Origin of the sequence: Rhodococcus sp. WAY2, from assembly GCF_009859915.1 — a bacterium.
In the GTDB taxonomy this organism is placed as follows: Bacteria; Actinomycetota; Actinomycetes; order Mycobacteriales; family Mycobacteriaceae; genus Rhodococcus_F; species Rhodococcus_F oxybenzonivorans.
Genome location: NZ_CP046572.1, coordinates 2,806,320 through 2,830,823, shown reverse-complemented (window position 1 = coordinate 2,830,823; position 24,504 = coordinate 2,806,320). Strand labels below are relative to the sequence as shown.

Here is a 24,504-nt window from a genome sequence, read left to right as displayed (position 1 = left end):
TCCGTGATGGAATACTGTCAAAGCAAGGACCGAATACCTGAGGAGAACAGCAGTGCAATTGCGACGCGGCGACGTACTCGACGGCGCACTGGCCATCCTCGACGAATTCGGCCTCGCCGACCTCACGATGCGGAGGCTTGCGACCGCCCTCGGCGTCCAACCCGGCGCCCTGTACTGGCACTTTCCCAACAAGCAGACCCTCCTCGGCGCTCTCGCTGACAAGATCCTCGAAGATGTCGACGCGCCCACCTCGGCTACCGGCTGGAACGAGGAGTTCGTCGAGCTGGCCCATCGCCTGCGAGGCGCCCTGCTGTCGCACCGCGACGGTGCCGAGCTCGTCTCCGCGACCTACGCCTCGCGGATGACCAACTCCCGCGTTCGGGAAACGTTCGCCGCCGTCGGGCTGCGATCCGGACTTTCCCGCGAGCACGCCGAGCTGGCGTCGTACTCGCTCCTCTACTACGTCCTCGGACACACGGTCGACGAGCAGTCGCGCGCACAGATGGAATCCGTCGGCGCCCTCACCCGCGCTGCGCTCTCCCCCGACGCCCCGACCTCGGAAATCGGCGCCTACGACGACGACCTCCTCGACGGTGATCCCGCGGTCCGATTCGACTTCGGACTCTCGCTGTTCGTCGACGGCATCCGTGCACGGCTGAAAGACCCCGCGCAGCACCCCTGAACGGGCACACTGAGTGGGCACACTCGTAATCGAAAGCTGGGTGGGCACACTCACATCCGAGACCGAGTGGCTACCCGGTCAGGCCAGGGGGTGACGATGAGGTCGACAGTCGGCCGCCGTGCCGGAATTGTTGTCGCGGCGGTACTGGCCTTCTCCCTTTTCGCCGGCCCGGCTCCGAGCCCGTCGCAACCCGTCGGCGCACCGGGTGACGTGGTCGCGTCCTCGTCGGTGCCGCAGCAGATGTGGCCGCCGGGTGCCGCCACGGGTTCATTCTTGACCTACTGGACTACGGGCCCGTTGAACCGGCCCGCGCTCAGTACCGGCGCGACGTTTCTGCCACCTGGCGGACCGCCCCCTGGCGGGTGGCCCGTGGTGTCGTGGGCGCACGGGACGGTCGGGCTGGCCGACGTTTGCGCTCCCACCGCCACCGGGAACTTCGGCGGGCAATATGTCGAGCATTGGCTCCGCGAGGGATATGCCGTGGTGGCCACTGACTACGTGGGCCTCGGCACACCCGGTGTCCATCCCTATCTGGACGGTCCGACGGAAGCACACAGCATGATCGACATGGTGCGCGCCGCTCGCAGCGTGACGCCGTCACTGTCGAACCGCTGGCTTGCTCTCGGACAGTCTCAGGGCGGACACGCAGCGCTGGTCGCCGCATCGATGGCGACCAGATATGCGCCCGAACTCGATTTTCGGGGCACGGTCGCAACCGGGGCGCCATCGAATCTCGAACAGCTGGCACCTCTGGTGGGTCCGAATTTCCCACCGCTTCCCCTCACCGGGAGCACCGTGTTCGTCGCGTATGCCCTGGCCGGACTGCGGGCATCTCGTCCCGATCTCGACGTCGACAGTTACCTCAGCCCCCTCGGCGTCTCCGCGCTCGACCGCCTCGAGGAACTCTGTTACCAAGACGCAGCGCCGCAGCTACAGGGCGTCACCATCGGACAACTGATGTCCCGAAACCTCGACGACCCTGCCATCCTCGACGCGATTCGGGGCACCCTTGGAGTTCCCGTCCGTGGATACGACCGGCCACTCTTCATCGGCCAGGGACTGCTCGACGACATCGTCCCCGCAGCGTTCAGCTGGAAGTTGACCGCCGACCTTGCCGCCAACGGGCAAAGTTTCGTCTACCGCACCTACCCGACCGGGCATCTGCAGACCATGCCGGCGTCCCTGCCCGACACCACGCCGTTCGTCCGGCAGGCCTTCTCGTAGTCGCATACCCCCTAACGGCACCAGGCTTTCGCAATCCTTTCGGGGAGCTGGTCTTACCACTTGACCTCTTACCTATGGCCGCCCTATTGTGACTGCATGATGTTCGAGCCGATCGCGCGGAAGTCCGCATCCACCGAGGTTTTCGACCAGATCACCGCACGCGTGTTGGGCGGGGACCTCGCCGCGGGCGAATCGCTGCCCAGCGAGCGGCGACTCGCCGAGGCGTTCGGTGTGTCCCGGCCGGCCGTGCGCGAAGCGATCCAGAAGCTCGCGCAGGCCGGCCTCGTCGAAGTTCGTCAGGGCGATGCGACGTCGGTGCGCGACTTTCGGCAGCACGGTGGGCCCGAACTGCTGTCCCAGCTGCTGATCCGGAACGGACAACCCGAGTGGCCGGTCGTGCGGAGCGTCCTCGAGGCACGCCGGATGATCGGCACGCAGGTGGTTCGACTCGCCGCGAGCAGGGCGACACCCGACGCGGCGGCCGCCGTGCAGAACGCGGCCGAGACCCTGGCAGCCGCGAGCGACCCTGTCTCGCAACAGGTGCACGCCCTCACATTCTGGGAGAGGGTGGTCGACGCGGCCGATTCGATCGCCTTCCGGCTCATCTTCAACAGCCTGCGCAACGCCTATGAGCCGACCATGACGGCCATGGCAGGCGTCATGGTTGCCGAGGTCGGGAGATCCGACCTCTATCACGCTCTCGCCGAAGCGGTTGCCGCGCACGACGAGGACACTGCCACCGGTGTCGCCGCCACCCTTCTCGACCTCGGGACTGCTGCGGTGACCACCGCCATCGACCAACTCCAACAACAGGAGCAGCACTCATGACGACACACTCTTCGGCAGATCGCCGCCGACGTCGGTCACTCACCCTGCGTGACGCTGCCGATCAATTCCGGCGCCACCCGTCCCCGTGGATGGTCGGCGGCATGCTGGCGGTCGCTGTCGCGGCACGATTGGCGGTGGGCGACTGGCACCTGAGCGATGCCGTCCTGCCGGTGGTGATGCTGGCGCTGTTCCCGTTCGCCGAATGGGTCATTCACGTCTGCATCCTGCACTGGAAACCCCGCAGAGTCCTGGGCCTGACCGTCGACTCGCTGCTTGCCCGTAAGCATCGCGAGCACCACGTCGATCCCCGGGACGTGCCTTTGGTCTTCATCCCCTGGCAGACCCTGACGTGGCTCATTCCGGTTCTCGCCGGTCTGTCCGTGCTGGCTTTCCCGCGCCTCGGCCTGGGGCTGACGTTCCTCGTCACACTGAGCGCTCTGGGCGTGGTGTACGAATGGACGCACTATCTGATCCACAGCGATTACAAGCCGAAATCCCGGTTCTATCGGGCGATCTGGCGCAGCCACCGGCACCATCACTACAAGAACGAGCACTACTGGTTCACGGTGACCACCACCGGAACGGCGGACCGCCTACTCGGCACTGCGCCCGACCCCGAGTCAGTGGAGAAGTCGCCGACCGCTCGCAGCCTCCACACCGTGCGCTGACGCCCCTGTGAGTACTTGTCAACCTCGGGATGTTAATAAGTACTCACGGGCGCCGCAGGCGCTAACCCCGGCGAAAGAGCTTGTTACCCAACCACACCAGCGGGTCGTATCGATGATCGACCACCCGTTCCTTCATCGGGATGATGGCGTTGTCCGTGATTTTGATTCCCTCGGGACACACCTCGGTGCAGCACTTGGTGATGTTGCACAGACCGAGACCGAACTCGTCCTGCGACGCGTTGCGGCGGTCAGCAGTATCGAGTGGGTGCATTTCGAGTTCCGCGACGCGAATGAAGTATCGCGGACCCGAGAACGCCGCCTTGTTGTCCTCGTGATCGCGCACGACGTGGCAGGTGTTCTGGCACAGAAAGCACTCGATGCACTTACGGAATTCCTGAGACCGTTCCACGTCGATCTGCTTCATCCGGTACTCGCCCGGCGCCAGTCCGGAAGGCGGGGTGAACGACGGAACTTCTCGTGCCTTCAGGTAGTTGTACGACACGTCGGTGACGAGGTCGCGGATCACCGGAAAGGTCCGCAGCGGCGTTACCGTCACCACCTCGTCCTGGGTGAAGGTGGACATCCTCGTCATGCAGAGCAGCCGGGGGCGACCGTTCACCTCGGCCGAACACGACCCGCACTTACCTGCCTTGCAGTTCCACCGGACAGCCAGATCGGGCGCCTGCGTGGCCTGAAGCCGGTGGATGATGTCGAGGACCACCTCGCCCTCGTTGACGGGAATCGAGTAGTCCTGCAGGGCGCCCCCGTCGACGTCACCGCGCCAGACCCGGAACTGTGCGTCGTAACCCATGTCAGGCCTTTCTCCCGGGATGCCCGGCGAGTTCCGCGTCGGTGTAGTACTTGGCGAGTTCGTCGGCCTCGAAGAGCTCCAGCAGGTCTGATCGCATCGGCTCCTGCTGCTCCCGCGTGACAACCACATCGGGGATCACGGCATCCGGATGGGATGCCATGTCGCCCTCCACACTGCAGACGAGCAGGGTGTTGCGCCATTGCGCATCCATGGCGGGGTGGTCGTCCCGGGTGTGCCCACCGCGACTTTCGGTGCGGGTCAATGCCGCCCGCGCCACGCACTCGCTGACGAGGACCATGTTGCGCAGGTCGACGGCAAGGTGCCATCCGGGATTGAACTGACGGTGCCCTTCCACGACGACGGCACCGATCCGGCTCTTGATATCGGCGAGCTTGTCGAGTGCGCGCTCGATTTCGTCGGCCTTGCGAATGATGCCGACGAGGTCGTTCATGTTCTGTTGCAACTCGGTGTGCAGGGTATATGGATTCTCGACCGCTTCCCCCTCCTGCCCGGAGTCGAATGGCGACAGCAACATTCGTGCGGCCGCATCGACGGCTTCGTCCGACACGGACGGCCGGTCCGTCAGCGAAGACACGTACGTCGCGGCGCCCAGTCCGGCGCGACGTCCGAAGACGAGGAGGTCGGAAAGCGAATTTCCGCCGAGCCGATTGGACCCGTGCATTCCGCCCGAGCACTCCCCCGCCGCGAAGAGACCCGGAACACTGGCCGCGCCGCTGTCGGGGTCGACCTCGATGCCTCCCATGACGTAGTGGCAGGTGGGGCCGACTTCCATCTGTTCCTTGGTGATGTCGACGTCCGCGAGTTCCTTGAACTGGTGGTACATAGACGGGAGCCGGCGCACGATCTCGTCGGCGGGCATCCGGGAGGCGATGTCGAGATACACGCCGCCGTGCGGTGTCTGCCGCCCGGCTTTGACTTCGGAGTTGATGGCTCGCGCGACCTCGTCGCGGGGCAGCAGATCGGGGGTACGGCGATTGTTGTCGGAGTCCTTGTACCAGCCGTCGGCCTCCTCCTCCGTCTCCGCGTATTGGCCCTTGAAGACCGGGGGAATGTAGCTGAACATGAACCGTTCACCCTCGGCGTTCTTGAGGACCCCGCCGTCGCCGCGCACGCCCTCGGTGACGAGGATGCCTTTGACACTCGGCGGCCACACCATGCCGGTCGGGTGGAATTGGACGAATTCCATGTTGATCAGGTTGGCCCCCGCACGCAGTGCGAGAGCGTGTCCGTCGCCGGTGTACTCCCAGGAGTTGGAGGTGACCTTGAACGACTTCCCGATCCCCCCTGTCGCCATCACCACGGCAGGAGCCTTGAAGAGGATGAATCGGCCGCTTTCCCGCCAATACCCGAACGCACCCGAGATGCGGTCGCCATCCTTGACCAGTTCCGAGATGGTGCATTCGGCGAATATCTTGACCCGCGCCTCGTAGTCGCCGGTGGCGGCGAAATCTTCCTGCTGCAGCGACACGATCTTCTGTTGCATCGTCCGGATCAGTTCGAGACCGGTGCGGTCACCGACGTGCGCCAGCCGCGGATACGTATGACCCCCGAAGTTGCGCTGGCTGATCCGCCCGTCCGGGGTGCGGTCGAACAACGCCCCGTAGGTCTCGAGTTCCCAGACTCGGTCGGGCGCCTCACGCGCATGCAGTTCGGCCATCCGCCAGTTGTTGAGGAACTTCCCCCCACGCATCGTGTCCTGGAAGTGGGTCTGCCAGGTGTCCTTGTCGTTCGCGTTGCCCATCGCGGCCGCGCAGCCACCCTCCGCCATCACGGTGTGCGCCTTGCCGAACAGCGATTTACAGACGACGGCGACGGACAGGCCTTGCTCGCGTGCCTCGATGACCGCTCGCAGTCCGGCGCCACCCGCACCGATCACCACGACGTCGTACCGGTGCCGTTCGACTTCCGTCATTCCACTCCCCTCGTGTTCGGCGGCTTCGATGCGCGGTCAGTTGATCAGTCGCAAGTCCGACAGAGTCCCACTGGACACGAGCATCACGTAGAAGTCGGTGATCATCAGCGTGGCGAGGGTGGTCCAGGCCAGCTGCATGTGGCGTACGTTGAGCTTGCTCACCTGGGTCCACAACCAGTAGCGGACGGGGTGCTTCGAGAAGTGGGTGAGCCGCCCGCCGACGACGTGCCGGCATGAATGGCAGGACACGGTGTACGCCCAGAGCAGGATGACGTTGCCGACCAGGATGAGTGTGCCCAGCCCGATGCCGAAACCCCCGTCCGCGCCGTGGAACGCTCGGATGGCGTCGTAGGTGTTGATCAGCGAGACGATCACCGCGACGTAGAAGAAGTATCGGTGGACGTTCTGGACGATCAGCGGAAGGCGTGTCTCACCGGTATAGGTTCGGTGGGGTTCGGCCACGGCACACGCCGGGGGCGAGAGCCAGATCGAGCGGTAATACGCCTTGCGGTAGTAGTAGCACGTGAGCCGGAACCCCAGGAGGAACGGCAACACGAGGAACCCGAGCGGAATGATCATCGGCAATTCGCCGATCGGAGTTCCGAAGTCACTCGACCCGGGCACGCACGAATCACTCAGGCAGGGTGAGTAGAACGGCGTCAGGTAGTGGTATTCCTCGGCGAAGTAGGCGGTCCGTACCCACGAACGAATCGACGCGTAGATCACGAACGCCGCGAGTCCGAGCACGGTCAGCAGCGGCGCCTGCCACCACCGGTCGGTGCGTAGTGTCCGTTCCGCGATTCGGGCACGCCTCGGGGACGCAACACCCAGATTTTCGGAATTTTTCGGTGGCGCGCTCATCCGCGCTCGTAGTGGCAGCCGCCGAGACCTTCGTCGTCGACACCCGCCCACATCGAGGCGTCGTAGGGGACGTCGGGGATCTTGATCCGCTCGACGGGTTCGCGGCGCGTGACATGCGGCGGCGACGTGTCGAGTTCCTGGGCGTCGATCTCGAGGCGCTCGAGATCGTTACTGAGCCGGCGCACCTGTGCAGCGTCGCCATACATCGAACGCAACGACCCGACGCACCGCCGGAGGTGGTTGATCGTGCGATTCAATTCGAGCATTTCGGAGGTCGACATTGGACCCCTCCCAACCCAGACGGATGAACCCGTGACGCGTATCACACTACCGACTTCCCGCCGGATACGGGCGGCTTTTCGGCCCGGCGAGTCCCGCAGCGATGACTTTCCGCGATCGCACGAGTCCATACCTTCGGAAAGGCAACAGCACTCTCGAACATCTGGAGGAAATCATGGCCGACGCAGCCATCGGCAGCATCTTGCTCGCCAGCACACATCCTGAGCGACTGCGGGACTGGTATGCCGCAGCCTTCTCACCGAAGGTCGATCGCACGCCGGGCGAGCCGGGGTACGACGTACTCGACTTCGACGGTTTCTACATCATGATCGACCGCCGCGACGATGTCGGCGACACGAACCCCGAACCCGGACGCATCCTGCTCAACGTGGAGGTCGCCGATGCGCGCGCCGCCGCCGGGCGTCTCGACGACCTGGGTGTCACGTGGTTGTCGCCGCTCGAAGATCGCGACGGCAGCTGGTTCGGCACCGCGATCGACCCGGACGGAAACTACGTACAGATCATCGAGCTCAGCGAGCGTGCGCGAGCGGAGATGTCATGACCACTCGACAGGAAAGCGGGCGAACCGACGTGTTGGCCCAGTCGCGAGGATTCAGTGGATTCGCGGTGAACGACATTGCCGCCGCCGAGTCCTTCTACACCACCACCTTGGGACTCGAGGTGACCGAGGAGGAGATGGGATTACTGGGGCTGCATCTGCCGAACGGACCAGTGGTGCTCATCTACCCGAAACCCGACCACACACCGGCGACGTACACCATCGTGAACTTCGCCGTCGACGACGTCGACAAGACGGTCGACGCCCTGACCGAACGCGGGGTGCACTTCCTGCGGTACGACGGTTTCGAGCAGGACGACAAGGGGATCATGCGCGGCAACGGCCCCGAAATCGCCTGGTTCACCGACCCCGCCGGGAACATCCTGTCGGTGTTGTCCGAGTCCTGACCCGGCACCACGGCGTCGCTCGCCCGGTGCGCCCGATCAGTGTCCGGTCAGGAAGTTTCCGGTGAGCACCGACGTCCGCCAACCGCTGTCGAACCAACCCGGTGCTGCTGCGGAGAACGTCTCCGCGTCGAGGCTGCCACTGCCCGCGGGCACACTGCCGACCACGCCGCTTCCCGTCACGACGGGCAGGTCGACGAGGTTGCAGCGCTCGGCGAGCCCGGGGTGATCGGGCCACGACCCGATGATCGTGCCGGCGCAGGACAGCCCGGCACCGGTGATGGCCCGGATGGTCAGTTCGGTGTGATTGAGGGTGCCCAGCCCGGCGGCCGCGACCACGACGACCGGCGCATCGAGCGCACGCGCAACGTCGACGAGCGTGAACCCGGCCTCCCCCATCCGGACCAGCAGACCACCGGCACCTTCGACGAGGACGAGGTCGTGCCCGGCATCGAGCGCCCGGACCGCCGCCACCACGTCGGCGCAGTGCAGCAGCGGCATACCGCTCCGTCGGGCCGCGGTGTCGGGGGCGAGCGGCTCGGGATAACGCGCGAGTTCCCGCACCGCGGTGACACCGGACAGCCGGGTCACCTCGGCGAGGTCACCCGGCTCTCCCGGGGCGACGCCCGTCTGCGCCGGTTTGCACACGGCGACGGAACGGCCCGCGGCCTGAGCCGTCACAGCGAGTGCGGCGGTGACGACGGTCTTGCCCACATCGGTCGACGTTCCCGTCACCACGAGCACACTCATGCCGAGGCTCCCGCCACCACGCTGGTGAGCACCGTCTCGATCAGCGCCAATTCCTTTTCGTCCAATGTCGCCCGGGCGGTGAGTCGCAGTCGCGACGTGCCCTCCGGCACCGACGGCGGCCGGAAGCACCCGACATGCACACCCAGCTCCCGGCATGCGGCTGCCGCGTCGACCGCGTGCTGAGGATCACCGAGGATCACGGACACCACGGCGGATTCCGGAGTCGCGGCGCCGGTGAAACGCGCAAGGTCCCGCGCGCGGTCGAGCACGGCAGCCGCGCGGTGCGGTTCGCGTGTCAGCACCGACAGCGCCGCCCTCGCCGCTCCTACCGCGGCGGGCGCCAGACCGGTGTCGAAGATGAAGGTGCGGGCGGCGTCGATCAGATGGGCGCGCACCTTCTCGGAGGCCAGGACTGCACCGCCCTGGCTGGCAAGGGACTTCGACAGCGTCGCAGTGATCACGATGTCCGGTTCACCCGCGAGCCCGACCTCGTGGACCAGCCCCCGCCCGCCCTCGCCGCGCACACCGACACCGTGGGCCTCGTCGACCACGAGGACGGCGCCGGTGTCGCGACACACCCGGTGCATCGCGACGAGCGGTGCCAGATCGCCGTCAGCGCTGAAGACCGAATCGGTGACGACCAGGGCGCGTTCTTCCGACCGGGTGGCCAGCGCGGCCCGGACGAACTCGATGTCCGAGTGCGGCGCGACGACGACGCGGGCGCGGGAAAGCCGGCAGGCGTCGACGAGGGAGGCGTGGCTGCCCGCATCGCTGACGATCAACGACCCTGCCCCCGACAGCGCGGTCACAGCCCCGAGGTTGGCGGTGTAGCCGGACGAGAACACCAAGCCGGCCTCTGCGCCCACGAACTCGGCGAGTTCCGATTCCAGCAGTTGGTGTTCGGTGGTCGATCCCGTGACAAGACGAGAACCCGTCGCTCCCGCACCCCATCTGCGTAGAGCTGTCATCGCTCCGTGCAGTACCTCGGGATGACGGACGAGACCCAGGTAGTCGTTCGAGGCAAGGTCGATGAGTGCGCTTCCGGCCGTCCGCGGACGCAGCTCACGGCGCAGTCCGGCGACACGACGTCGATGCTCGACGTCGTCGAGCCACGTGGAGAAGGTGCGATCGTTGCTCACCTCCGGAACGATACGGGACTTGAACAGTGTTCAACCCGGGTGGGCCCCCTTTTCGTCCAGTGGCTAGGGTCACGAACGTGACCCATCCCAGCCTGACCGCCGAAGAGATCACGTCCCTCGACGCCTCGCTGCTGTGGCATCCCTACGGCGCCTTTCCCTCCTCCACCACCCCGCTGGTCGTGACCGAGGCCAGGGGCACGCGCCTCGTCCTGGCGGACGGGCGCGAACTGGTGGACGGAATGAGTTCCTGGTGGGCGGCAGTGCACGGCTATCGCCACCCCGTTCTCGATGCTGCGGCCGCGGAGCAGCTGGGGCGGATGAGCCACGTCATGTTCGGGGGTCTCACCCACGAGCCTGCGGCGCGGCTGGCGCGACTGCTCGTCGACATCACGCCGGACGGGCTCGACAAGGTCTTCCTCGCCGACTCCGGTTCCGTGTCGGTCGAGGTGGCCGTGAAGATGTGCCTGCAGTACTGGCGCAGCCGGGGCAAGCCGCAGAAGCACCGGCTCCTGACCTGGCGCGGCGGCTATCACGGTGACACCTTCGCCCCGATGAGCGTCTGCGATCCGGACGGCGGGATGCATTCGCTGTGGACGGACGTGCTCACCCGGCAGGTGTTCGCAGGACCGCCCCCACGCGACTTCGATCCGCAGTACGTCGACGAGTTCGAGCGCCTCGCACGCTCGCATGCCGACGAGCTCGCGGCGGTCATCGTGGAGCCGGTGGTCCAGGGTGCGGGCGGTATGCGCTTCCACGATTCCCGCTACCTGACGGAACTACGAAGAATCTGCGACGAGCACGGACTCTTGCTGGTCTTCGACGAGATCGCGACAGGGTTCGGCCGGACCGGTGAGCTGTTCGCCGCCGAGCACGCGGGTGTCAGCCCGGACGTCATGTGTATCGGCAAGGCGCTCACCGGCGGGTACCTCACGCTCGGGGCCACCCTCTGCAGCACCGAGGTGGCCGAGACCATCAGCGCCGGGGATGCCGGTGGACTGATGCACGGTCCCACGTTCATGGCCAATCCCCTCGCGTGCGCTGTCGCCGTCGCCGCCGTCGAATTGCTGCTCGCGCGCGACTGGCGGGGTGAGGTCGCGGCGCTGCACCGCGGACTCGAGTCCGGCCTCGCTCCTGCCCGCGACCTGCCCGGCGTGCGGGATGTGCGGGTGCTCGGCGGTATCGGCGTCATCGAACTCACCGACCCCGTCGACATGCAGGCGGCGACCGACGCGGCGGTGGACGCCGGGGTCTGGCTTCGACCGTTCCGCAACCTGATCTACGCCATGCCTCCCTACGTGTCCACCGGGGACGACGTGCGGAACATCACAGCCGGAATGCTTGCCGCGGCAGGTAGCTCGCGCGGCGCCGGAACCCCTCTCGCCTCGAGCTGAGCGCCGGAGCGCCGCGGGCTAATGTTCTTCTCATGACTGCCAGCGACGAGATCGGCACCACACACATCCCCGTGTGGCCCGGAACGGCCTACCCACTGGGCGCCACCTATGACGGCGCAGGGACGAATTTCGCGGTCTTCTCCGAGGTCGCGGAGGCGGTCGACCTCTGCCTCATCGCCCGGGACGGAACCGAGACCAGGGTGCGTCTCGACGAGGTGGACGGATACGTCTGGCACGCCTATCTGCCGACCGTCGAACCCGGACAGCGGTACGGATACCGCATCCACGGCCCGTGGGATCCCGCGGCGGGACATCGCTGCGACCCCAGCAAGTTGCTCCTCGACCCGTACGGCAAGGCGTTCGACGGGGAGTTCGACGGGGATCGGTCGTTGTTCTCGTACGACATCGATCTGCCCGAGCCGGCGGAAGACGCCGACCCCGCGGCCGGCACCGACGCCGAGGGCGTTGCCGCGGCCGACAGCGGCCAGGACGAAGACGCGCAGAACGGCGCCGAGCAGAACGAGGACGACCCCGGTTCTCCCCTGCCCGGGCACGATTCGCTGGGCCACACCATGACGACCGTGGTGATCAACCCGTTCTTCGACTGGGCCACCGACCGGGCGCCGAAACGCCCCTATCACGAGACCGTCATCTACGAAGCCCACGTCAAGGGGATGACCGCGACGCACCCCGATGTACCCGAAGAGCTCCGCGGCACGTACGCCGGTCTCGCCCATCCCGCAATCATCGATCATCTGGTCGATCTCGGCGTCACCGCGATCGAATTGATGCCGGTGCACCAGTTCATGCACGACCAGACGCTGCTCGACAAAGGTCTGCGTAACTACTGGGGGTACAACACCTTCGGCTTCCTCGCTCCCCACACGGGCTACTCGTCCGCCGAGAAGCCCGGTGGCGCGGTGTCCGAGTTCAAGGCGATGGTGCGCGCCTTCCACGAGGCCGGCATCGAGGTGATTCTCGACGTCGTCTACAACCACACGGCCGAGGGAAACCATCTCGGCCCCACGATCAGCTTCCGCGGCATCGACAACGCCGCCTACTACCGGCTCGTCGACGGTGACCTCGAGCACTACATGGACTACACGGGAACGGGCAACAGCCTCAACGCCCGCCATCCCCACACACTGCAACTGATCATGGATTCGCTCCGCTACTGGGTGACCGAGATGCACGTCGACGGTTTCCGTTTCGACCTCGCCTCCACGCTGGCCCGGGAACTACATGACGTCGATCGACTGTCCGCCTTCTTCGACCTCGTGCAGCAGGATCCGATCGTCAGCCAGGTGAAACTCATCGCCGAGCCGTGGGACGTCGGCGAGGGTGGTTACCAGGTGGGCAATTTCCCAGGACTGTGGACCGAGTGGAACGGCAAGTACCGCGACACGGTTCGGGACTACTGGCGCGGTGAGCCCGCCACCCTCGGCGAGTTCGCCTCCCGCCTCACCGGCTCCTCGGACCTCTACGAGGCGACGGGCCGCCGTCCCGGTGCGAGTATCAACTTCGTCATCGCTCACGACGGATTCACCTTGCGCGACCTCGTCTCCTACAACGAGAAGCACAACGAGGCCAACGGCGAGGACAACAACGACGGCGAAAGCCACAACCGTTCGTGGAACTGTGGTGTCGAGGGACCGACGGACGACCCCGAGGTGCTCGACCTCCGTGGCCGTCAGAGCCGCAACATCATGGCCACCCTGATGCTCAGCCAAGGCACTCCGATGATCGCGCACGGCGACGAGATGGGCCGGACTCAGCAGGGCAACAACAATGTGTACTGCCAGGATTCGGAATTGTCGTGGATGGACTGGTCACTCGCCGACACCAACGCCGACCTCGTCGAGTTCACCAAACGAGTGATCGACCTGCGGGCCAAGAACCCGGTGTTCCGCAGGCGACGTTTCTTCGATGGCACCCCCATCCGCAGCGGGGACCAGACTCGGGACATCGCCTGGCTCACCCCGTCCGGTGAGGAGATGACACCCGCGGACTGGGACAGCGGGTTCGGCAAGTCGCTGGCCGTGTTCCTCAACGGTGAGGGGATCCCTGAGCCCAATCATCGCGGCGAGCGGGTCGTCGGGGATTCGTTCCTGATGTGTTTCAACGCCCACGACGACGCCATCGAGTTCTCGACGCCGAACTCCGATTACGCGAACGAGTGGACCGTGGTGCTCGACACCGCGGTGCCGACGGGGTCGAACGACGCGGTGATCGAGGCCGGGAAGCCGCTCGAGGTCGAGGCGCGCTCGCTGGTCGTGCTGCGACGGACCGCCTGAGGCCGGGCGAGCATGGGGAATCCGACGATTACCGCGACCTATCGGCTCCAGCTGCGCGGCGACGCCTTCACCTTGACGGACGCCGCTGCGGTCGCCGACTATCTCGACGACCTCGGCGTCTCACACGTCTACCTGTCGCCGATCCTCACCGCCAGCAAGGGTTCGACACACGGGTACGACGTGACCGATGTGACGACCGTGTCCCCGGCACTCGGTGGTCGGCAGGCTCTCACAGCCCTGTCCGAGGAGCTACGGCGGCGGGGAATGGGACTCGTCGTCGATCTCGTTCCCAACCACGTGGGCGTCGCCAACCCCCGCGAGAATGCCTGGTGGTGGGACGTTCTCACCCACGGACAGCGATCCGACTACGCCGACTTCTTCGATATCGACTGGCGGCCGGACAACGGTGCGAACGGGAAGCTGGCGCTCCCCGTTCTGGGATCGGACTCCGACCTCGACGCGTTCACGGTCGACCGCACAAGCGAAGAACCGCTTCTCGCGTTCTATGAGCACCGCTTCCCGATCGCCCCGGGCACCGACTCGGAAGACGCGCGGGCCGTGCACGAGGCGCAGTCGTATCGCCTGGTCCCGTGGAACTCGGGAATCATCGGCTACCGGCGGTTCTTCGCGGTCAGTGATCTCGCCGGGATCCGACAAGAGGACCCACGCGTGTTCGACGCCTCACACCGCGAGCTGCAGAGCTGGATCGCGGACGACCTCGTCGACGGTGTGCGCATCGATCATCCCGACGGGCTGGCCGATCCGGCGGGTTACCTCGACCGGCTCCGCGCCATGATCGGCCCCGATCGGTGGCTCGTGATCGAGAAAATTCTGGGTCATGAGGAACCACTCGACGATCACCTGCCGATCGACGGCACCACCGGATACGACGCGCTGGCCGAACTGGGTGGGGTGTTCCTCGATTCGTCCGGGGCGCCCGCGCTGACTGCGCTGTCTGCGGCCCGGACCGAAGAGCGGGGAGACAGCGCCTGGCTTCGACAGCGCGAACCCGAGATCAAACGAGAAGTGGCGAGCACGATGCTCGCTCCGGAGGTCCGGCGGCTTGTGCGGGCGATCCTTCGGGAAGCCGACGGCGACTACGTCGTCGAGGACGTCCGAGACGCGGTCATCGCGGTGGTCGCGGCCATGCCCGTGTACCGGTCCGACTACAGTCCCCTCGCCGGCCTGGCGCACCGGGTGATCGGGAGCGTGGTCGCCGAGGAGCCGCGCATGGCGGAGCCGTTGGCGGCCTTGGCGTCGGCCCTCATTCGTGGGGGTGAGGCGGCGACGCGGTTCCACCAGGTGTGCGGTGCGGTCATGGCGAAATCCGTCGAGGACTGCCTGTTCTATCGCACCGCTCGCCTCGTCTCGCTCCAGGAAGTGGGTGGTGATCCCGCGACGGTGGGCGTGTCCCCCGCCGAGTTCCACCTGGCGTTCGCCGGGCGGGCGACGCGGTGGCCGAGGGCGATGACCACCCTGTCCACCCACGACACGAAGCGCGGTGAGGATGTCCGCGCACGTATCGGCGTCTTGTCCCAGGTGCCGAGCCTGTGGGCGGAGTGCGTGGATCAATGGGAGCGCATCGCCCCCAGTCCCGACCCGGCCCTCGGATTGTTTCTGTGGCAGAACCTGTTCGGGGTCTGGCCGGTGGACGGCCGCGCGGCCGCGGACGTTCCGGACTTCCGCGATCGCATCCACGCCTACGCCGAGAAGGCGGTCCGCGAGGCGGGCACCCGCACATCCTGGAACGATGTCGACGAAGAATTCGAACGCGATCTCCATCGCTGGCTGGACACGGTGATCGACGGTGCCGTCGGCAACGCCCTCGGTTCGATCTGCACCCAGCTGGCACCCCACGGTTGGTCGGACGCTCTGGGCCAGAAGCTGCTCCAGCTCTGTGGACCCGGGATACCGGATGTCTATCAGGGAACGGAGTTGTGGGAAGACTCGCTCGTCGACCCCGACAACCGGCGCCTGGTGGACTATGACGTTCGCCGACGCGCGCTCGACGGACTCGACCTCCCTCCTGTCGACGCCACCGGCGCGGCCAAGCTCCACGTTGTTCGTACCGCACTCAGGCTGCGCCGAACACGTCCCGAAAGTTTCGACACGTACACACCGGTGTTCGCCTCGGGAAGTGCGGCCGCCCACCTGATCGGCTTCGCGCGAGGCCGATCCGGTGCGGCCCAGGATGTCATCGCTCTCGCGACCCGGCACAGCGTCCGGCTCAGCGAACGCGGTTGGGGCGACACCGAATTCACGTTGCCGGAGGGTTCGTGGACGAACCTGCTGACCGCCGAGGACGTAGAGTCCGGCCACGTTCGGCTGTCCAGCCTGTTCGATCGCTACCCGGTGGCCCTGCTCAGCCGAACTTCGGTAGCCGAGTTGCCAGGGTCATGACGCGACGCGTCATTGCCCGAGGTTACGGAGGTCCCGAGGTCCTCACTGTCGTGGAGGTCGACCCGGTGCCGCCGGCGCGCGGTGAGGTCGCGATCGAAGTCCGGGCGATCGGCGTCAATCCCATCGACTACAAGCGGTACAGCGGCGCATTCGGCACCAATCCCGATTCCCTGCCGATGGGCCTCGGTGCCGAGGCGGCCGGCGTGATCGTCGAGGTCGGCGGGGATGCGACGGGTCCGGACGGGCCACTTTCACCCGGCGACGAAGTGATCGCATACCCGGTCGATGGGGCGTACGCGGATCGACTCGTCGTCGGCGCGGATTCCGTTGTCCGCAAACCGCCCTCGCTCCCGTGGAACGAGGCCGCCGGGCTCCTGGTGGCCGGTACGACCGCAGTCGAGACACTCGACGTCATCCAGGTCGGTTCGGGAGATCTGGTTCTCGTCCACGGAGCGGCCGGCGCTGTCGGGTCGTGCGTCGTCCAAGTGGCCTGCGGCCGGGGCGCGACGGTGATCGGCACGGCCCGGCCGGGACATCACGACTACGTCCGGTCGCTCGGCGCCACCCCGGTGTCCTATGGAGACGGTCTTGCAGATCGCGTCCGCGTCCTCGCGCCGGATGGCGTGGACGCCGTCATCGACACGGTCGGCGGCGAGGAGGCTGTCGACGTGTCCGTCGCATCGGTACGCGACCCGTCCCGGATGGTCACGACCCTGGCAGTACCGCGTGCGGTCGACGCCGGCTTCCTCGGCGTGGGTGGCAAGAATCCGGCCAGTCGAGAAGTGCGACGACGCCTCCGATCGGTGGTCGTCGATCTCGCGGACCGCGGCGACCTCAGGGTGCGGGTCGCCCGGACGTACTGGCTGGCCGAGGCCGGACGCGCCCACACAGAACTTGCCGGTCCCCATCCTGCGGGGAAGTTCGTCCTGCTTCCGTAACGGCTGCGCAGCCTCAGGGCTCGCCGGACTCTTCGCTCCGACGCCGCGCGATACGGCGTTGCTCTTCGGCGCGTTCGCGGCACTGCCGGAGAAACGCTTCGTCGTCGTCCGGGTTCTGTGCCACGTGACGGCCGGGGCGCTCGTACTCACCGAACCCGCCTGTCGTGCCCGGTCTGCGGACTCCTGCACCGCGGCCGACGAACAACCAGACCAACGACCCGACGGTCGGCAGGAGCAGCACGATCAGCAGCCACACCATCTTGGGCAAGTGCCGAATATCGGACTCGTTCCGCGTGATCACGTCGACGAGGCAGTAGACCCACAACAGCAGAGTGACGAGACCGAAGACAAAGTACGGCACCGAGATTCCCCCTCCGAAGCGCGCCGGGAATGCCGAGCGCGGTGTCCCACGGAATGACGTGTCGTGAAACGGCGGTGTCCATGGAATTACTGTGTCCATGGAATTACTGCGCCCATGAAACCACAGAGCGTTCCGGGTCAATGGAGCAGGCTTGCCCTGATCATCGCCTTGACCCAGTTGCGGTACTCGTCGATGTCCCACCCGCAGTCGTGCCGAAGCATGGAATGAACCTGGGGTGAGACGACGGTGAAGAGCACGTCCGCCGCTCGCTGCACGGAGATCTCCGGTCGCAGCAGGTCGTGCGCGGCAAGCCCTTCGGCAAGGGTCATCGCGTTCGCGGCGGACGCTCGGGCGCCCTCCTCGGCGAATCGCCTCATGTCCTCGTCGGCGCCCGAACTCTTGATCGACGTCAACATGAGAGTCCCAGCCCGTTCGAGGACGTCAGCGCCGTACCCCACCACTTCGTCGAGGATGCGTTCGACCGGATCGCCGTCGCGAGAGGCAGACGCATACACGGTCGGCATGCTGTCGTCGCCGCCCTCGATGGCGGCGGCGAGCGCCTCGTGGAACAGCTCGGCCTTCCCACCCGGGAACGCCGTGAACACCGTCCGCGTTGCGACTCCCGCTGCTTCGGCAACCGTGCGCACCGTGGTGCTCACATAGCCCCGGTCCACGAACAGTCGGGCCGCAGCATCCCGGACGAGGACGCGGGTGCGGCGCGCCGACTCCGCGCGCAACGGCGAACTGTAGGTCCTTCTGACCGGTTCCAGCACGAACTCATGCTAACCGCATTGGAAGCAGCGCCCCTGCAACCAATGCGGTGAGTCACCGTGGTCCACCCACGCGTCGATGCCCTACGACTGCGGATGTTCCACCCAGGCGTCGGGCCCTGGAAACACCAGCGCTTCGTGACCGTCGTCGTACCGGACCAGGTAGGGCGGTTCGCCGTTCTCCCCATGTACCTCCACGACTTCGGCGGTGTGCGCGTGCGCTCCCACAACCCTGCCCTGGACGTGCAACCGGTCTCCCACTGCTACGTGCATGACTGCTCCTCGCGATACTGGACTCGTCACCTCAAGCTTGCTACTTCGCGACCGCCGGCGAAAGGGCTGACTCACCGGCATGTGCAGACTCGATGTGCCATCGTGGGGACATGGCAACCTACCGATACCTCGACAAGGACCACAACGTCTTGGAAGAGCACGACTTCGGCACCGTGCAGGATGCCGAGGAACACCGACTGTCGGTCCTCGGCGCCGAAATCATCGAGAAGGTCGAAGACTCCGGCAAGGACTGAGCGCCCCCGTGCCGACGCGTGGGAACCGTCGCTCATGACCGATGCCAGATCCGTTCTCATCGTGGTGGATGCCGCGAACGTCGTCGGTTCCAGGCCCGATGGTTGGTGGCGTGATCGCGGCGGTGCCGCCCGGCGATTGCTCGTGAATCTGGCCCGGTGGCAGGAACGCCTCGATGAACCACCCGAGGTGATTGCCGTGCTCGAAGGCGCTGCGCGAGTCGCGGTCGCCGACGAGGCGAAGGTGAATTCGCAACAGCTGCGGGTGGTGCGGGCAGACGAATCCGGTGATGACGCAATCGTCGGGATCGTGGCTGAAGCGGTCGAAACGAACAGCGACCGGCCGGTCAGGGTGGTGACGGCGGATCGCGGACTCCGCTCTCGGGTCGAGGCGCTCGGGGCCGGCACAGTCGGACCCCGGTGGCTGCTCGATCGAATCGAATCACCCGGAGAACAGTGAATCATCCGGAGATCAGGGAGCTCCCTTCATACCTAGATCTGCTAGGGTCAACTTCGAACCCTAGAGGAACTAGGTATGGAGCTCGGATGTTCATCGACAAGGACTTGGTGGCAGCCTCGGCCACCCCGCTCGTGCTCGGCATTCTCGCCGACGGCGAGTCCTACGGCTACGCCATCATCAAGCGCGTCAACGAGTTGTCGGGCGGGCGGATGCAGTGGACGGACGGGATGCTGTACCCGCTCCTGCATCGCCTCGAGCGATCAGGGTACGTCACGGCAACCTGGCGCACGGCCGAGAACGGCAGGCGGCGTAAGCACTACGCCATTACCGATCCCGGCAGGGACATGCTCGCCGACCGGCGCATGCAGTGGAACGTCGTTGCGGAAGCCCTGCATCGAGTGTGGCAGTCGGCTCAGCTTCCACCGGCCGCCGCCGAGGGGTGGTCGTGATGGATACCGACGCAGAGCTGGAATCGCAGATCGGCCAGTGGCGTGGTTACGTTCGGGGCCACCGCGTGATCTCGAGTGCCGATGTCGACGAAATGGAAGGTCACCTCCGCGATCAGGTCTCCGACCTCTCCGCGGTCGGGCTGACGGCGGCCGAGGCCTTCCTCGTCGCCGTCGGACGTATGGGCAACCTCGACGCGATCTCCCGCGAGTTCGCGCTCGAGCATTCCGACCGGCTGTGGAAGCAACTGGTGCTGATGCCGGCCACCGCGGAACCCGAAACGACTTCCTCCAAGCGCGAACTGAGCGTCGTCCTGGCCCTCGCCGTCGGAGCGGGACTGGCCGTCAAGGCCGGGATGGAGCTGCTGCCCGAACTTGCCCTGGCCCGAGATATCAGCCTCCTCGTACTTCCGTTCCTGACGGCATACTTCGCGTGGAAACGGAAGATGACAGTGCGCGGCGCCGCAGTCCTCACTGTGCCCTTCGCGGTCGCAGCACTCGTCCTGAATCTCTTTCCGTTCGTCGACAACGGGTCGACGGAAGTGATCGCGGCGATCCATGCGCCCATTGCGCTGTGGTTCGTCGCCGGGCTGGCCTATGTCGGTGGCGACTGGCGATCCCAAGGGCGCCGCATGGACTTCGTCCGGTTCACCGGCGAGTGGGTGGTCTATATGGCCCTGCTTGCGCTCGGTGGCGGAGTGCTGATCGGCCTGACTGTCGGCGCATTCGCCTCCCTGGACCTCGATGTCGAGTGGGTCATCGAGCAGTGGATCCTGCCCTTCGGCATTGCCGGCGCGATTCTCGTGGCGGCCTGGCTCGTGGAGGCGAAGCAGGACGTCATCGAGAACATCGCCCCCGTGCTCACTCGCGTGTTCACACCTCTCACCATTCTCATGTTGCTGGCACTGCTGACGGCGTTCGTGGCTGCCCGCAGCGTCGTCGGCGTCGACCGAGATCTGCTCATCCTCATGGATCTCATTCTCGTGCTCGTGCTCGGCCTGCTGTTGTACGCGATCTCCGCACGTGATCCGCTGGCACCTCCCGACCTGTTCGACAAGCTGCAAGTCGTCCTCGTCGTCAGCGCACTCGCCGTCGACGTGCTGATGCTGACCGCCATGCTCAGTCGCATCGCGGAATTCGGCTTCACACCGAACAAAGTGACCGCGCTGGGACTGAACGTGGTGTTGTTGGTCAACCTGGTGTGGTCCGCTCGACTCGGTTTCGGCTTCGTCCGCGGTCGGTGCGGGTTCGGCGCTGTCGAGCGCTGGCAAACCCGATATCTGCCCGTGTACGGCGGGTGGGCCGCCGTCGCCATGATTGCGGTGCCCCCCGCCTTCGATTTCATGTAACCATGACCCAGTCGCGTCGGCGGCAGAGCTGTCTGACCAGCCGGGGCCGACAACCCTGCACGCCGCGCGAGGGCAAGGCATGCTTATCGGGTGCACACTTTCGAGGTATGGGCCCCGATTCCGAGCGCCGTTCGCGTGGACGTCGACGGCCGAAGTCACGACATGACACCCTCTCCCGACGGCTGGTGGCGAGCGGAGGTCGACGCGTCTGACGACTCGCGGTACGGCTTCCTTCTCGACGATGACGACACCGCCCTCCCCGACCCCCGTTCGCCACGCCAACCCGACGGCGTGCACGCACCGTCACAGCTTCACACCGTCGACCGGGACGCGTGGACGGACTCGCAGTGGCACGGCCGCCAGCTCGCCGGGGCCTCCATCTACGAACTTCACATCGGAACCTTTACGCCCGAAGGAACCTTCGCCGCGGCCGTCGACAAGCTCGACCACCTCGTGGAACTCGGGATCGACTTCGTGGAAGTGATGCCCGTCAACGGTTTCAACGGAACCCACAACTGGGGATACGACGGCGTCCTCTGGTACACCGTGCACGAGGCCTACGGAGGTCCCGACGGCCTGCAGGCCCTGGTCGACGCCTGCCACGCGCGCGGCCTCGGAGTGGTACTCGATGTGGTCTACAACCACCTGGGACCATCGGGAAACTACCTCGACCGCTACGGCCCCTACCTGGCGCAGGGCGCGAACACGTGGGGTCGCAGCATCAACCTCGACGGCCCCGGCAGCGACCATGTGCGGCGCTACATCATCGACAACGCGCTCCGCTGGTTCGAGGAGTTTCATGTCGACGCGCTGCGTCTCGACGCGGTCCACGCCCTCGTCGACCACACCGCGACCCACCTCCTCGAACAACTGGCTGTCGAAACGCGCCGCCTCTCTGCCCATCTGGGTCGGCCGCTGACCCTCATTGCCGAAAGCGATCTCAACGATCCGAAGTTGATCACTCCGCGTTCTGCCGGTGGGTACGGCCTCGACGCGCAGTGGGACGACGACATGCATCACGCAGTCCACGCCGCGGTGTCGGGTGAACGGCAGGGTTATTACGGTGACTTCGGGTCACTCGCGTGCCTGGCGGAAACGATGCGGCAGGGCTGGTTTCACGCCGGCACGTACTCGACGTTCCGCGGACGCATCCACGGGCGTCGTTTGGACACGCGGCAGATTCCGGCCAGTTCGCTGGTCACCTACACCTGCACACATGATCAAGTGGGTAATCGGGCGATCGGTGACCGCCCGGGCGCCTATCTCGACTCGGGGCAGCTGGCCGTGAAGGCGGCACTCGTGTTGTGCTCGCCGTTCACGCCGATGCTGTTCATGGGCGAGGAGTGGGGCGCGAGCACACCCTTCCAGTTCTTCACCTCGCATCCGGAGCCCGAGCTGGCACGGGCAACCGCGGAAGGCCGCAAAGCCGAGTTCGCCGAGCACGGCTGGAGTACCGAGGACGTCCCGGACCCGCAGGACCCGCTCACTTTCCAGCGCTCGAAGCTGAATTGGGACGAACGAGGGCGCGAACCCCATGCCCGGTTACTCGAGTGCTACCGCGCGTTGCTTCGCCTGCGACGTGAACGCGTCGAGCTGACCGATCCGTGGCTGAGCGACCTCACCGTCGACTACGACGAGGACGAATGCTGGGTCGTGGTGCATCGCGGTGCGCTGCGACTCGCGTGCAATCTCGGAGCGGACCCGGTGACCGTGCCGGTCGGCGGCTCCCCCGTGTTGTGGTGGGAGCCGCCGAAGCAGGACGAGACCGCGTCGGCGACGATCGTGCCGGGTCACTCGTTCGTGGTGCTCGATGCCTCGCGCACTGTCGCCTCGGGCTGACGGCCGCGCAGCATCCGGAGCACGAGCACCGCGGTGGCGAACAGAATCAGCGCGGTGGCGCCTGCGGCCACGTGCATGCCCTCGACGAACGCCGACTGCGCCGACTCCAGAAAGACCGATCGCGACGTATCGGGTAGATGCTCGGCTTCCGCGACCGCCGCACCGAGCGTGCCCCGGGCCGCGTCCACCCGTTCCGGTGCCAGCATCGATGTGTCGAGGCCGCCGCGGAAGAAGGCCATCACCACGCTGCCCAGGACCGCGACACCCAGTGCGACACCGAGTTCGTACGCCGTCTCGGACACGGCCGAGGCGGCGCCCGCCCGCTCGGGCTCGACCGCACTGACAACGAGGTCGGATGTCAGGGTCAAGGCAATTCCGACACCGGCCCCGGCGAGGGCGAAGCCGGCGACGAACATCGTCGGGGCACCGTCGACACTCAGTGTCAGCATCATCGCGGCACCGAGTCCGGCGACCGCGAGGCCCCCACCGAGGACGTGGGACGTCGACCATCGGCGCACCATCCAGGCGGCGGCGAGCGCGGTGACAGCGCTGAGCAGCATGCCGGGGAGCATCAGCACACCCGATTCCAATGCCGTGTTACCCAGCACCAGCTGCAGATACTGGGATCCGAAGAACAGCACGCCTGCCAGGGCGAAGATAGACAGTAGGTTCGTGAGGACGGCCGTCGAGAAGGCCGGCTTGGCGAACAGCGCGACGTCGATCATCGGATCTTTCATCGCGCGCTGCCTGCGCACGAATGCCACGCCCGACGCCGCGCCGACCAGGCCGATCGCAAGGAGTTCCAGCGCGAACCCGTGGACCACCGTTTCCTTCACCGCATACACGAGCGGCAGCATCGTCGACATCGACAGCGCAGCGCTGAGCAGGTCGAAGCGACCCGGTGTCGGATCCTTCGACTCGGGGATCACGAGCGGTCCGGCGACGATGAGGACCAGCATCACCGGGATGTTGATCAGGAACACCGAACCCCACCAGAAGTGTTCGAGTAGCCAGCCCCCGATCAGAGGGCCGGCCGCGGTTCCGCCGCCGGCCATCGCGCCCCACACACCGATCGCCAGTGTGCGCTCGCGAGGGTTGGCGAAGATCGTCCGAATCAGCCCGAGAGTCGCCGGCATGAGGGTTGCACCGGAGATTCCCTGCAGAACCCGCGCGACGATGAGCATCTCCGGGGTGGGCGCCCACGCCGCGATCAACGAGGCGATACCGAAACCGGCAGCGCCCACGAGCAGTAGGCGCCGTCGGCCGATGCGGTCACCGAGGGTGCCCATCGTGATGAGCAGTCCGGCGAGCACGAAGGAGTAGACATCGATGATCCACAGCAGCTGGGTGCTGCTCGGCTCGAGATCGGCACTGATGAAGGGAAGAGCGAGATCGAGCACCGTGCCGTCGACGGCGATGAGGAGTACGGCAAACGCCAGAACGACGAGCCCGAGCCAGTCTCGGCGTGACGCGGATGCCTGATCCGGCGCGCCGAAGGCGTCGTTGATCCCGCGATCCGTGGAGACAGACATTTCTTTCCTACGACTTTCCTCGGAGGGCCGACACGGTAGGTAAACCGTCCAGCCGGTACAGC

The 24,504-nt window shown here is 66.2% G+C and carries 25 protein-coding genes; 15 read left to right on the top strand and 10 right to left on the bottom strand.

Annotated elements, in window-relative coordinates; genetic code table 11:
• The first annotated feature begins 52 nt into the window (after window positions 1–52).
• The 4 genes from GFS60_RS13140 to GFS60_RS13125 all read left to right on the top strand — a co-directional run bounded on the left by GFS60_RS13140 (window position 53) and on the right by GFS60_RS13125 (window position 3,402).
• A complete protein-coding gene (locus GFS60_RS13140) occupies window positions 53–682 on the top strand; it encodes a TetR/AcrR family transcriptional regulator C-terminal domain-containing protein (protein WP_159921795.1) in 630 nt (209 codons plus the stop codon).
• 96 nt (window positions 683–778) lie between these two features.
• Entirely contained in the window at window positions 779–1,906 is a 1,128-nt protein-coding gene (locus tag GFS60_RS13135) for a lipase family protein (protein WP_159921793.1), read from the top strand.
• Window positions 1,907–2,002: 96 nt separating this feature from the next.
• Window positions 2,003–2,734: a FadR/GntR family transcriptional regulator gene (locus tag GFS60_RS13130; protein WP_159921791.1), complete on the top strand. Its 732-nt coding sequence runs from the start codon at window positions 2,003–2,005 to the stop codon at window positions 2,732–2,734.
• Entirely contained in the window at window positions 2,731–3,402 is a 672-nt protein-coding gene (locus tag GFS60_RS13125) for a sterol desaturase family protein (RefSeq protein ID WP_159921789.1), read from the top strand. The genes GFS60_RS13130 and GFS60_RS13125 overlap by 4 nt, the downstream gene beginning before the upstream one ends.
• Window positions 3,403–3,463: 61 nt before the next feature.
• Here the strand turns inward: GFS60_RS13125 and GFS60_RS13120 are convergent, their stop codons facing one another.
• Genes GFS60_RS13120 through GFS60_RS13105 form a run of 4 tightly spaced genes read right to left on the bottom strand, consistent with a single transcriptional unit; the run spans window position 3,464 to window position 7,288 of the window.
• Window positions 3,464–4,213, bottom strand: a complete 750-nt coding sequence (locus GFS60_RS13120; protein ID WP_159921787.1) for a succinate dehydrogenase/fumarate reductase iron-sulfur subunit — start codon at window positions 4,211–4,213, stop codon at window positions 3,464–3,466.
• Between the two features lies 1 nt (window position 4,214).
• Window positions 4,215–6,146 carry a fumarate reductase/succinate dehydrogenase flavoprotein subunit gene (locus GFS60_RS13115; protein ID WP_159921785.1) on the bottom strand — a complete coding sequence of 644 codons (1,932 nt, stop codon included), beginning with the start codon at window positions 6,144–6,146 and terminating at the stop codon, window positions 4,215–4,217.
• Between the two features lie 36 nt (window positions 6,147–6,182).
• Window positions 6,183–7,007: a hypothetical protein gene (locus GFS60_RS13110; protein ID WP_159921783.1), complete on the bottom strand. Its 825-nt coding sequence runs from the start codon at window positions 7,005–7,007 to the stop codon at window positions 6,183–6,185.
• The gene (locus GFS60_RS13105; RefSeq protein ID WP_109329332.1) at window positions 7,004–7,288 is read right to left on the bottom strand and encodes a hypothetical protein; all 285 of its coding nucleotides are present in this window, start codon (window positions 7,286–7,288) and stop codon (window positions 7,004–7,006) included. Before GFS60_RS13105 ends, GFS60_RS13110 begins: the two co-directional genes overlap by 4 nt.
• 173 nt (window positions 7,289–7,461) lie before the next feature.
• On the opposite strand from GFS60_RS13105, the gene GFS60_RS13100 reads away from it, so the two are divergent.
• Together GFS60_RS13100 and GFS60_RS13095 are read left to right on the top strand one after the other, a co-directional pair.
• The gene (locus tag GFS60_RS13100) at window positions 7,462–7,848 is read left to right on the top strand and encodes a VOC family protein (RefSeq protein ID WP_159921781.1); all 387 of its coding nucleotides are present in this window, start codon (window positions 7,462–7,464) and stop codon (window positions 7,846–7,848) included.
• A complete protein-coding gene (locus tag GFS60_RS13095) occupies window positions 7,845–8,252 on the top strand; it encodes a VOC family protein (protein ID WP_397518052.1) in 408 nt (135 codons plus the stop codon). The genes GFS60_RS13100 and GFS60_RS13095 overlap by 4 nt, the downstream gene beginning before the upstream one ends.
• 36 nt (window positions 8,253–8,288) lie before the next feature.
• Here GFS60_RS13095 and bioD read toward each other — a convergent pair whose 3' ends face one another.
• Window positions 8,289–8,999: a dethiobiotin synthase gene (gene bioD / locus GFS60_RS13090; protein WP_159921779.1), complete on the bottom strand. Its 711-nt coding sequence runs from the start codon at window positions 8,997–8,999 to the stop codon at window positions 8,289–8,291.
• The gene (locus GFS60_RS13085) at window positions 8,996–10,138 is read right to left on the bottom strand and encodes an 8-amino-7-oxononanoate synthase (protein WP_159921777.1); all 1,143 of its coding nucleotides are present in this window, start codon (window positions 10,136–10,138) and stop codon (window positions 8,996–8,998) included. The genes bioD and GFS60_RS13085 overlap by 4 nt, the downstream gene beginning before the upstream one ends.
• Window positions 10,139–10,215: 77 nt before the next feature.
• Here GFS60_RS13085 and GFS60_RS13080 point away from each other — a divergent pair, with 77 nt between their 5' ends.
• The 4 genes from GFS60_RS13080 to GFS60_RS13065 are packed head-to-tail and all read left to right on the top strand — an operon-like array spanning window position 10,216 to window position 17,161.
• The gene (locus tag GFS60_RS13080; RefSeq protein ID WP_159921775.1) at window positions 10,216–11,529 is read left to right on the top strand and encodes an adenosylmethionine--8-amino-7-oxononanoate transaminase; all 1,314 of its coding nucleotides are present in this window, start codon (window positions 10,216–10,218) and stop codon (window positions 11,527–11,529) included.
• Window positions 11,530–11,561: 32 nt separating this feature from the next.
• A complete protein-coding gene (gene glgX / locus GFS60_RS13075; protein ID WP_159921773.1) occupies window positions 11,562–13,823 on the top strand; it encodes a glycogen debranching protein GlgX in 2,262 nt (753 codons plus the stop codon).
• Window positions 13,824–13,835: 12 nt separating this feature from the next.
• Window positions 13,836–16,223, top strand: coding sequence for a malto-oligosyltrehalose synthase (treY, locus tag GFS60_RS13070; RefSeq protein WP_159921771.1), 2,388 nt, complete (start codon window positions 13,836–13,838; stop codon window positions 16,221–16,223).
• Window positions 16,220–17,161, top strand: coding sequence for an NADP-dependent oxidoreductase (locus GFS60_RS13065; protein WP_159921769.1), 942 nt, complete (start codon window positions 16,220–16,222; stop codon window positions 17,159–17,161). Before treY ends, GFS60_RS13065 begins: the two co-directional genes overlap by 4 nt.
• 13 nt (window positions 17,162–17,174) lie before the next feature.
• Here the strand turns inward: GFS60_RS13065 and GFS60_RS13060 are convergent, their stop codons facing one another.
• From GFS60_RS13060 to GFS60_RS13050, 3 genes are all read right to left on the bottom strand, one after another.
• Window positions 17,175–17,522, bottom strand: coding sequence for a PLD nuclease N-terminal domain-containing protein (locus GFS60_RS13060; protein WP_159921767.1), 348 nt, complete (start codon window positions 17,520–17,522; stop codon window positions 17,175–17,177).
• A gap of 137 nt (window positions 17,523–17,659) precedes the next feature.
• The gene (locus GFS60_RS13055; protein WP_159921765.1) at window positions 17,660–18,295 is read right to left on the bottom strand and encodes a TetR/AcrR family transcriptional regulator; all 636 of its coding nucleotides are present in this window, start codon (window positions 18,293–18,295) and stop codon (window positions 17,660–17,662) included.
• An 81-nt stretch (window positions 18,296–18,376) separates the two neighbouring features.
• The gene (locus GFS60_RS13050) at window positions 18,377–18,565 is read right to left on the bottom strand and encodes a DUF1918 domain-containing protein (protein WP_109329317.1); all 189 of its coding nucleotides are present in this window, start codon (window positions 18,563–18,565) and stop codon (window positions 18,377–18,379) included.
• A gap of 110 nt (window positions 18,566–18,675) precedes the next feature.
• On the opposite strand from GFS60_RS13050, the gene GFS60_RS38585 reads away from it, so the two are divergent.
• The 5 genes from GFS60_RS38585 to treZ all read left to right on the top strand — a co-directional run bounded on the left by GFS60_RS38585 (window position 18,676) and on the right by treZ (window position 22,910).
• A complete protein-coding gene (locus GFS60_RS38585) occupies window positions 18,676–18,819 on the top strand; it encodes a hypothetical protein (RefSeq protein ID WP_201453563.1) in 144 nt (47 codons plus the stop codon).
• Window positions 18,820–18,853: 34 nt separating this feature from the next.
• Window positions 18,854–19,276: a hypothetical protein gene (locus tag GFS60_RS13045; protein ID WP_159921763.1), complete on the top strand. Its 423-nt coding sequence runs from the start codon at window positions 18,854–18,856 to the stop codon at window positions 19,274–19,276.
• Window positions 19,277–19,362: 86 nt separating this feature from the next.
• On the top strand, window positions 19,363–19,725 hold the full coding sequence (locus GFS60_RS13040) for a PadR family transcriptional regulator (RefSeq protein WP_159921761.1): 363 nt from the start codon (window positions 19,363–19,365) through the stop codon (window positions 19,723–19,725).
• On the top strand, window positions 19,725–21,071 hold the full coding sequence (locus tag GFS60_RS13035) for a permease prefix domain 1-containing protein (protein ID WP_159921759.1): 1,347 nt from the start codon (window positions 19,725–19,727) through the stop codon (window positions 21,069–21,071). Before GFS60_RS13040 ends, GFS60_RS13035 begins: the two co-directional genes overlap by 1 nt.
• 90 nt (window positions 21,072–21,161) lie before the next feature.
• Window positions 21,162–22,910, top strand: coding sequence for a malto-oligosyltrehalose trehalohydrolase (gene treZ, locus GFS60_RS13030; protein WP_159921757.1), 1,749 nt, complete (start codon window positions 21,162–21,164; stop codon window positions 22,908–22,910).
• Here the strand turns inward: treZ and GFS60_RS13025 are convergent.
• The gene (locus GFS60_RS13025) at window positions 22,862–24,442 is read right to left on the bottom strand and encodes an MFS transporter (RefSeq protein WP_159921755.1); all 1,581 of its coding nucleotides are present in this window, start codon (window positions 24,440–24,442) and stop codon (window positions 22,862–22,864) included. The two genes, treZ and GFS60_RS13025, sit on opposite strands and share 49 nt — an antisense overlap.
• Window positions 24,443–24,504: the final 62 nt, after the last annotated feature.